Annotated in this window: 9 protein-coding genes; 6 read left to right on the plus strand and 3 right to left on the minus strand. The window is 74.8% G+C overall.

The features are described from left to right. Nucleotides 1–522: 522 nt before the first annotated feature. Nucleotides 523–1,278, minus strand: a complete 756-nt coding sequence (locus tag ACZ6I1_RS14500; RefSeq protein WP_469286960.1) for a VIT1/CCC1 transporter family protein — start codon at nucleotides 1,276–1,278, stop codon at nucleotides 523–525. 89 nt (nucleotides 1,279–1,367) lie between these two features. On the opposite strand from ACZ6I1_RS14500, the gene ACZ6I1_RS14505 reads away from it, so the two are divergent. Both ACZ6I1_RS14505 and ACZ6I1_RS14510 read left to right on the plus strand, forming a co-directional pair. Beyond that, a complete protein-coding gene (locus ACZ6I1_RS14505; RefSeq protein ID WP_469286962.1) occupies nucleotides 1,368–2,465 on the plus strand; it encodes a PP2C family protein-serine/threonine phosphatase in 1,098 nt (365 codons plus the stop codon). Nucleotides 2,466–2,511: 46 nt separating this feature from the next. Continuing rightward, nucleotides 2,512–3,390 (plus strand): nuclease, encoded by an 879-nt coding sequence (locus ACZ6I1_RS14510; RefSeq protein ID WP_469286963.1) that lies wholly within the window; start codon nucleotides 2,512–2,514, stop codon nucleotides 3,388–3,390. Nucleotides 3,391–3,569: 179 nt separating this feature from the next. Here ACZ6I1_RS14510 and ACZ6I1_RS14515 read toward each other — a convergent pair whose 3' ends face one another. Then, nucleotides 3,570–3,821: a hypothetical protein gene (locus tag ACZ6I1_RS14515; RefSeq protein ID WP_446587462.1), complete on the minus strand. Its 252-nt coding sequence runs from the start codon at nucleotides 3,819–3,821 to the stop codon at nucleotides 3,570–3,572. 106 nt (nucleotides 3,822–3,927) lie between these two features. Here ACZ6I1_RS14515 and ACZ6I1_RS14520 point away from each other — a divergent pair, with 106 nt between their 5' ends. Continuing rightward, nucleotides 3,928–4,302 (plus strand): ArsC/Spx/MgsR family protein, encoded by a 375-nt coding sequence (locus ACZ6I1_RS14520; protein ID WP_469286966.1) that lies wholly within the window; start codon nucleotides 3,928–3,930, stop codon nucleotides 4,300–4,302. Between the two features lie 150 nt (nucleotides 4,303–4,452). Next, entirely contained in the window at nucleotides 4,453–5,319 is an 867-nt protein-coding gene (locus tag ACZ6I1_RS14525; protein ID WP_469286968.1) for an AraC family transcriptional regulator, read from the plus strand. 81 nt (nucleotides 5,320–5,400) lie between these two features. On the opposite strand, the gene ACZ6I1_RS14530 is transcribed toward ACZ6I1_RS14525, so the two are convergent. After that, the gene (locus tag ACZ6I1_RS14530) at nucleotides 5,401–6,372 is read right to left on the minus strand and encodes an alpha/beta fold hydrolase (RefSeq protein ID WP_469286970.1); all 972 of its coding nucleotides are present in this window, start codon (nucleotides 6,370–6,372) and stop codon (nucleotides 5,401–5,403) included. Between the two features lie 65 nt (nucleotides 6,373–6,437). Here ACZ6I1_RS14530 and ACZ6I1_RS14535 point away from each other — a divergent pair, with 65 nt between their 5' ends. Both ACZ6I1_RS14535 and pdxR read left to right on the plus strand, forming a co-directional pair. Further along, nucleotides 6,438–6,899 carry a MarR family transcriptional regulator gene (locus tag ACZ6I1_RS14535; protein WP_469286972.1) on the plus strand — a complete coding sequence of 154 codons (462 nt, stop codon included), beginning with the start codon at nucleotides 6,438–6,440 and terminating at the stop codon, nucleotides 6,897–6,899. Beyond that, entirely contained in the window at nucleotides 6,896–8,443 is a 1,548-nt protein-coding gene (pdxR, locus tag ACZ6I1_RS14540; RefSeq protein ID WP_469286974.1) for a MocR-like pyridoxine biosynthesis transcription factor PdxR, read from the plus strand. The genes ACZ6I1_RS14535 and pdxR overlap by 4 nt, the downstream gene beginning before the upstream one ends. Nucleotides 8,444–8,813: the final 370 nt, after the last annotated feature.

An 8,813-nucleotide genomic window follows, 5' to 3' on the forward strand; every position in this document is an offset into this window, starting at 1 on the left:
GCCGGAGGCCAGGGGCCGCGGCCGGGGCCAGGGCCGGGCCGGGACCGGGACCGGGCCGGAGGCCAGGGGCCGCGGCCGGGGCCAGGGCCGGGCCGGGACCGGGACCGGGCCGGAGGCCAGGGGCCGCGGCCGGGGCCAGGGCCGGGCCGGGGCCGGGGCCGGGCCGGGGCCGGGACCGGGACCGGGGCCGGGGCCGGGGCCGGGACCGGGGCCGGGGCCGGGGCCGGGGGCCGGGGCCGGGGCCGGGGCCGGGACCGGGACCGGGACCGGGACCGGGGCCGGGGGCCGGGGCCGGGGCCGGGGCCGGGACCGGGGCCGGGGGCCGGGGCCGGGGCCGGGGCCGGGCCGGGACCGGGGGCCAGGGGCCGGGCTTGGGCCGGGGGCCGGGGCCGGGCCGGGGTCGGGTGGGGTGGCGGTCGGGGGTGCGTGAGGTAGGGCGTCGTGACCCGTGCTTCGGCTCTTACGGGCACGGGGCCCGCCACGCATCACGCTCGGCCCCGTCCCGTCCCCCAGGCGAGCCGGTCAGGTGGTCGTGCCCAGCCAGGTGCCCACCGCGTAGGTGACGGCCATGGCCAGGGCGCCCCCGGCGACGTTGCGCAGGACCGCGCGGAGCGGAGGGGCTCCGCCCAGGCGGGCGCTCAGCACCCCGCACAGGGTGAGCGCCGCCAGGACGGCCGCCGCCGTCACCGGGACCCGCACGGACGGGCCGGGCAGGACGATCGCCAGCAGCGGCAGCAGCGCCCCCACCGTGAAGGCCACGAAACTGGCGAAGGCCGCGTGCCACGGGTTGGCCAGCTCGTCGGGGTTGATGCCGAGCTCCACCCGGGCATGGGCCCGCAGCGCGTCCCGTTCCGTCAGCTGCCCGGCGGCCTCCCGGGCCAGCTCCCGGCTCAGCCCGCGCGCGGCGAGCAGGTCGGTGAGCTCGTCGAGCTCCGCCTCCGGCTCCTCGGCGAGCTCACGGCGTTCCAGATCCAGCGCGGCCCGTTCGGAGTCCCGCTGCGAGCTGACCGACACGTACTCCCCCGCCGCCATCGACAGCGAGCCCGCCAGCAGACCGGCGACCCCCGCCGCCAGGATCGCCGCACGCGCGGTGGTGGCCCCGGCCACGCCGACCACCAGGCCCGCGGTGGAGATGATCCCGTCGTTGGCGCCGAGCACCCCCGCGCGCAGCCAGTTCAGCCGTGTGCTGATCTCCGCGCTCTGCGGCCCGTCACCACTGCCGTGCGCCTCGACGTGCGCCGGGGTCGGGGGCTTGCGGAAGGCATCGTCGTCGGTCACGCCACCACTGTCCCGGCACGCGCCGCGCAGGGCCACCCGGCAGGCCGGTCCGGGGTGCGCACGCCCGGCGCCCGTACCAGGGTGGAGGGGTGAGACGCGGACGCGAGGAGCCGGGCTGGCTGCGCGGGGAGCCGCCGCCGCGCTGGGCCCGGTTCGCACCCGCGGCGGCCCTCGTGGTGCTGGTCCTCGCGCAGGTGCTCACCCCGGGCGACGTGGAACTCGGCTACTTCCTGGCGGGCCTGCCCCCGGTGGCCGCCTTCGCGTACGGGGCGGCCGGGACCGCGTTCTTCGCCGCCCTCGTCCTCGTACTGCTCGGGGTGCCGAGCCTCGGCATCGCCCACGCCCAGGGGTCCGACCTTGCCACGGTGGCCACCGTCGGGCTGCTGAGCGTGGTGATCGCCTGGGTGCGGCGGCGCCGGGACGCGCAGCTGGTCAGCGTACGAACGGTGGCGGAGGCGGCGCAGCTGGCGGTCCTCCCGCCGGTCCCGGAACGGGTGGGGCCGGTGCGCTGCTCCGGCCTCTACCGGGCGGCGCAGCGCGGCACCCTGGTCGGCGGCGACCTGTACGACGTACGGGCCGGGCCGTACGGGGTCCGGGCGCTGGTCGCGGACGTCCAGGGGCACGGCCTGGCAGCGGTCGGCACGGTGGCGGCGCTGCTGGGCGCCTTCCGGGAGGGGGTGCTGGACGACACGGAACTGGCGGCGGTCGCGGCCCGGCTGGACCGGCGGCTGGCGTCGGACGCGGCGGCCGCCCCCGACGGGCAGCCCGAGCTGTTCGCGACGGCCCTGCTGCTGGAGTTCCCGCCGGGACGGGACCTCGTACGGCTCGTCTCGTGCGGGCATCCGCCCGCGCTGCGCCTGCGCGGGCCGGCGGTCGAGGAGGTGGCCGTGGAGCCGGGCCCGCCGCTGGGCCTGGGTCTCGCGCGGCCGGAACCGCCCCCCGTGGCGGAGGTGGCGGTGCACGCCGGGGACCGCTTCCTGCTGCACACCGACGGGGTGACCGAGGCCCGCGACGCGACGGGGCACTTCTACCCCCTGGCCACGCGGCTGACGGTGGTCGCGCGGGACCCGGCGGGACTGGTCGGGGCCGTCTGGCGGGACCTCGTCGCGTTCACGGACGGCGGACCGCGCGACGACGTGGCCCTGCTGCTGCTGTCACCCGACGGCCCCGATGTGTACCGTGCGTAACGATCACACACGCACCGTGATGCCTGGAACCTGGACGGGAGCCACCATGGCCATGCTGCTGATCAGTGGAAAGTTCAAGGTGGAGGGCGGCGCCAAGCCGGACGGCGACACCCTCCCGTTCATCCCGGACAACGTGGCCGACTGGAAACTCGTGCCCGGTGGCCAGATCGTGCCGAAGGCCGACGGCCGCGGAACCGTCCGGCTCGAAGCGGTCGACGCCCTGGAGACCCACTACGGCGATCGGGGAAGCGTGCAGCACCAGCCGCGGGGCCTCGCCCACGCGGCCGCGGACGCGATGCTGAAGTTCCTCGAGTTCAAGACGGTCCTGCGCGACGACGACGAGACCGTCGCCACCTCGCCGGACAGCGTGCCCGGCTGGATCCTCACCCGGGGCGCCGACGCCTTCGGCCGCTGCGTGGCCTTCGCCGGCAGGGGCACCGCGCCCGTGTACAGCGGCTACTGGACGAACGTCAGCGACGACCTGCTGAAGAAGACCGCCAACTACCACCTGCTCCTGTCCGGCCTGGCCTACCCGACCTTCTACTCGGGCCTGCCGGTGTACCTGCGCGAGGTGCTCACCGAGGCCTCGGAGAAGGCGAGGGCGGAGGGCAAGGGCGTGTGGGCGGTCGACAGGACCCTCTTCGGGGCGACGGTCACCATGATGGAGTCGATCACGCACGACAAGACCGGAGCGGTGATCCTGCCGAAGCTGTTCCGCCGGCTGAAGGACTACCTGGACTTCACCGGCAGCCCCGCGTCCATGGCCTGCTTCCGCGCCTTCCTGGCCGGGATCATGGACGACGAGTACCGGCTCCTCCCGGACACCGAGCGGCTGTACAAGGGTCTGCACCACATCGTCGAGGTCACCGACAGCACCGTGAAGATGACCCGCCCGGCCAGGGAGATCATCTTCAACGAGAAGTGAGGGTGACCATCGGTCACCGACGCCGCCCCGCCGGGGCCTCCACCCCGGCGGGCCGACGCCCGGCCCGGCACGGCACGGCCGGTTCACGCCGCCGGGCTCACCACGCCCCGGTCACACCGCCTCGGTCAGCCGCCCGGTCACGCCGCCTCGGTCACGCCGCCCCGGTCACGCCGCCTCGGTCACGCCGCCTGAATGAAGGCGCGGACCATCTTGCAAGTGACGTTGGACGGCCGGTGGATACCCGTCCGGACGGCCATCGTCCGGATCTTCCGGTTGGTGGCGCGCCGGGCGTCGTACGTCCCCGAATCGAGCAGGGATATCGCCAGGCGCATCGCCTTGAGACGGCGGTTGTGCGTCTCGTACCACTCGCGGGGCAGGCCCGCCGGCAGCGGCTTCTTCTTGACGTGCTGAATGGTGGTGGCAGTGGCCATCTACAGCCTCCCAAACGGTAGTTGGCTTCCTGTCGTTCTCCCTCGATTTTACTGGGCACCACTGACAAAAGCCCTGGCCGGACCGGCCGTCGATACGCTGGGCGGTATGGAGATCTGGATCAATCCCGCCTGTTCGAAGTGCCGCAGCGCGCTGACCCTGCTGGACGCCGAGGGCGCCGACTACACCGTGCGCCGCTACCTGGAGGACGTGCCCTCCGAGGACGAGATCCGCGAGGTGCTCGGCCGCCTCGGGCTGGAGCCGTGGGACATCACGCGCACCTCGGACCCCCAGGCGAAGGAGACCGGCGTACGCGACCTGCCGCGCGAGGAGACCGACGCCGCGCGAGCACGGTGGATCGCACACCTGGCCGCGCACCCGAAGCTGATCCAGCGCCCGATCATCACCGCCGATGACGGCACGGCGGTGGTGGCCCGCTCCGAGGAGGCCGTCCGCGAGGCCCTGTCCCGCAAGGGCGGCTAGCGCGGTCACCCGCACCCCAGGCCGACGGTGCGCCCGGGTCGGCGGGGGCGCGGCGGGGGCCCGGCGCACCCGACCGGACCGGGCACAGGATGTCGGGTCCGACAGGGTGGGTCCTTCCTAACGTGAGGGTCGAAAGGGAAGGAGACCGGGGTGCTGGAGCGGCTGAACCAGGCCATGGAGCACATCGAGTGCCACCTCGATCAGCAGATCGACGTGGCCGACCTGGCGCGGATCGCGGTGATGTCGGAGTACCACTTCCGGCGGCTGTTCTCCGCGTTGGCGGGGATGCCGCTCTCGCAGTACGTCCGGCGCAGGCGGCTGACGGTCGCCGGTGCCGAAGTGCTGGGCGGGGAGCGGACGCTGCTGGAGGTCGCGGTGCGCTACGGCTACACCTCGGGGGAGGCGTTCGCGCGTGCGTTCCGCGCCATGCACGGCGTCGGCCCCGGTGAGGTCAGGCGGACCGGTGCCGGCCTGCAGTCCCAGCCTCGGATGTCCTTCCGCCTCGTCGTCGAAGGGAGAAGCAGCATGCAGTACAAGGTCGTGGAGAAGGACGAGTTCCGTGTGGTCGGCAGGAAGGCGCGCGTCCCGCTCGTACATGAGGGGGTGAACCCGGCCATCGCCGCCTTCATCCGGGGGATCGACCGGGAGACGCTGCGGCGCATCGAGAGCTTGTCCGATCAGGAGCCGCAGGGGATCATCTCGGCGAGCGACGATCTGGACGACAGTCGTGCCGAGGGAACCGAACTCGACTACTACCACGGCGTGGTGACGCGCGCCGCGGTGCCCGAGGACATGGACGCGCTCACCGTCGCGGCCGGGACGTGGGCCGTGTTCGAGAGCTCTGGCCCGTTCCCGCAGACGCTCCAGTACCTGTGGCGGGACGTGTTCACGCAGTGGTTCCCGTCCCATCCCTACCAGAGCCGGCCGGGGCCCGAGATCCTGCGGACCCGGCTGTCGCAGGACGGGGCACAGGCGGACGCGGAGCTGTGGATCCCCGTGGAGCGCACGGCACTCTGACCGCCCGCGAGCGGGGGGTGCCGGGCGGCCGGGCCGGAGGCAGTCCGCCCCGGGTACGACGGGCGGACGTCCGGGCGGTGATCACATCTCGAAGTCGGCCCGGCCGGACGCCACGAAGCGGGCGATCTCCTCGGCCGCCGTCAGCGGCATCGCGTGGTGCGAGACCCCGGGCAGTACGTCGACCCGCGCGTCCGGGAGCACCCGGCGCGCGGCCCGGGCCGCCCGCTCGGCGTCGTGGCAGCGGGCGCGCCCGGCGAACAGGACGTGGACGGGGACCGGGGACGGGGTCGGGGTCGAGGTCGAGGTCGGGGGCAAGGACGGGGGCGCGGTCGCGGTCGCGGTCGGGGCCGCGGTCGGGGTCGGGGTCGGGGCCGACAGGTGCGCGAGGACCGTCAGGTCCGGGCGCGGCCCGGTGACCGGCCGGACGGTGGGGAAGCGGGCGGTCTCGTCCTGGAGCCGCAGCCAGGCCGGGTCGAGCGCGGCTCCGCCGCTCTCCCAGGCGAGGAAGGAGCGGATCCGCTGCGGGCTGGGCCGCACCAGCATGGGCAGCGCGCGCAGCACGTAGCCGGGACGGAGCCCGGCGAAGACCTGGGTCGGGTCGAGCAGCACGAGGCGGCCGAGCCGGGCGGGCCGCGCGGCCGCGTAGTGGGAGGCGATCCAGGCTCCGTACGAGTGACCGCCGAGCGCGACGGGGCCGCGCGGGCCGAGCCCGTCGATCACCGCGTCCAGCCAGCCGACGAGGTCCCCGGCGGTCCGGATCGCCCTCCCGGGCTCCGGGGCACTGAACCCGGGTTCCCCCACCAGGTCCACGGCGTGCAGCCGGTGGGTGCGCGCGAGCCCGGCGCCGGCGCAGGCCCCCCAGACCACGGAGGCGGCACCCCCGCCGGGCAGCAGCACCAGCGGCGGGGCGCCGGCGGGGCCGCAGCTGTTGACGCGGGTGAGGCCGTAGGGGGTGGGAAGGTCGACGGTGTCGACCCGCCCGGGCCACTGGGCCAGGACCGCGTCGTAGGCGGTACGGAAGGAGGTGGTACGGAAGAGAGGCGTCCGGGACACGGCTGGCTCCAATACCTCGTTGGGCGATAATCTCGTTCAACGAGAGATATTAGGCGGAGGGCTGTGTGAGCGACAACCAGGAACCAGAGAATCTGCAGTTGGTGCATCTGCTGCGGGCCGTGACCGTCGAGTTCGGCCTGCGCCAGGCGGAGTTCGCGGCCCGCAACGGCATGCACCCCACCGATGTACGGGCCCTGATCTGCCTGCTGGACGCGGCCCGCGCCGGCGAGGCGGCCACGGCGGGCCTGCTCGGCGCCCGGCTCGGCCTCAACTCGGCAGGCACGACGGCGCTGATCGACCGGCTGGAACGGCTCGGTCACGTGGCGCGCATACGCGACGACCGCGACCGGCGCCGGGTCCTGCTGCGTGTGGAGCCGGAGGCGATCCGGCTGGGCCGGGAGTTCTTCGGCCCGCTGATCGACGGGGTGCTGCGGGTACTGGACTCATTCGACGCCCACGAACGGGACACCGTCCGCCGCTTCCTGACGGCCACGCACGCCGTGTTCGTACCTGAGGCGGACGCATGACGGCCGCCGAGGGCGGGAGGGGCGACGACGGCGGCACGGGCACCGACCTGCACCTCGACCTCCCCGCCGAAGGAGCCCGGCGGACCGCCCTCGCTCAGGCCCTGCGCAGCGCCGTCCGCAGCGGGCGGCTGGCCGCCGGGACGCGGCTGCCGCCGTACCGGACGCTGGCCGCCGACCTCGGACTGGCCCGGAGCGCCGTCGCCGACGCGTACGCGGAACTGGTCGCCGAGGGCTGGTTCACCGCCCGTCAGGGTTCGGGGACCCGAGTGGCGGAGGGGGCCGCGGAACGCGGCGGAGAGCGAGTCGCTGGACGCGTTGCTGGAGGAGTCGCCGAACGAGTCGCTGGAGGAGTCGCTGGAGGAGTCGCTGGAGGAGTCGCCGAACGCGGCGGTGAACGCGGCGCGGGCTCGGGCCCGCTGACCGCCGCGCCCACGGGTCCGCGCTACGACCTGCTCCAAGGCAAGCCCGACCCCGCCTCCTTCCCCCGGGGCCCGTGGGCCGCCAGCGCCCGGCGGGCCCTGGCCGGGGCGCCCACCGAGGCCTTCGGCCCCGGCGATCCGCGCGGCCGGCCCGAGCTGCGGCGGGCACTGGCCGCCTATCTGTCCCGGGCACGGGGCGTACGTACCGGCCCGGAGAACATCGTGGTCTGTTCCGGCTTCGCCAACGGACTGCGGCTCCTCGCGTCCGTCCGGCCCCGGGACTGGGCCGTCGAGGCGTACGGACTTCCCTTCCACCACGGCATCCTGGACGCCGCCGGGGTCCGCCCGCACCCCGTGGCGGTCGATGAGGACGGCGCCCGGACGGAGGAACTCCCCTCCCGGGCCCGTACGTTGCTGCTCACCCCGGCGCACCAGTTCCCGACCGGGGGGCGCCTGCTGCCCGCGCGGCGCGCCGCCGCCGTGGAATGGGCCCGTACGACCGGCGGCGTGATCGTGGAGGACGACTACGACGGGGAGTTCCGCTATGACCGCAAACCGGTCGGCGCCGTGCAGGGCCTGGCGCCGGAGCACGTGGTGTACGCGGGCTCGCTGAGCAAGAGCCTCTCGCCCGCGCTCCGGCTCGGCTGGCTGGTCCTGCCGGACCGGCTGATCGACGAGGTCCTGGCGGCGAAGGGGCAGCGGGAGTCCTGGGCGAGCGCGCTGGACCAGCTGGCGCTGGCCGACTTCATCGACTGCGGCGCGTACGACCGGCATGTCCGCCGGATGCGGAAGCGCTACCGGGAACGGCGTGACCAGCTGGTTTCCGTACTGGCCGCGCGGGCCCCGGACATCCAGGTGACCGGCATCTCGGCCGGCCTCCACGCGGTCCTGGAACTCCCGCCGGGCGCCGAGGCCCCGGCCTTGTCGGCGGCCCGGGCGGCGGGCCTGTCCCTGGACGGCCTCTCGTCCTACCAACACCGAGCGGACCCGACCCCGCCCCGCGAAGGCCTGGTGGTCGGATACGCGGCACCCCCCAACGCGGCCTTCGCGAGGGCGGTGGAGGTCCTGGCGGGGGTGGTGGGGGTGGGTTCGGTGTCCGGTTGGTCGGGGGCTTCGGGGGCCTGATTCCCGGAATGCCCATCAGGGAGGGTTTGGGGGTTTCCCGTCAGTCCCACTGTCTCTCCGGGGCGGGACGGCCTGTCAAGGGCGCTCCCTTCGGTCGCGTCGCTGCGCGATGGCCTTCGGCCACCCTTGACAGACCGTCCCGCCCCGGAAAGCCAAGGACTGTCGGGAAGCCCCCAAAAGAACGGTCCACTGGTTCACGATAACCAGGCAGGGGCATCAGCGATGCAAGGCCTGGGCACGGGTGGCACACCCCCACCCGGGCCAGCCGGAAAGCCGGGGGCAGGGCGCTGGGCCGACATGCGCGCCAGATCGCTACGCGCTCCTCACGTCTCAGCGTCCGACGGCCGCCTGGGGTCCTACCCCCACCGGA

It is taken from the genome of Streptomyces sp. NPDC046303 (assembly GCF_055588085.1).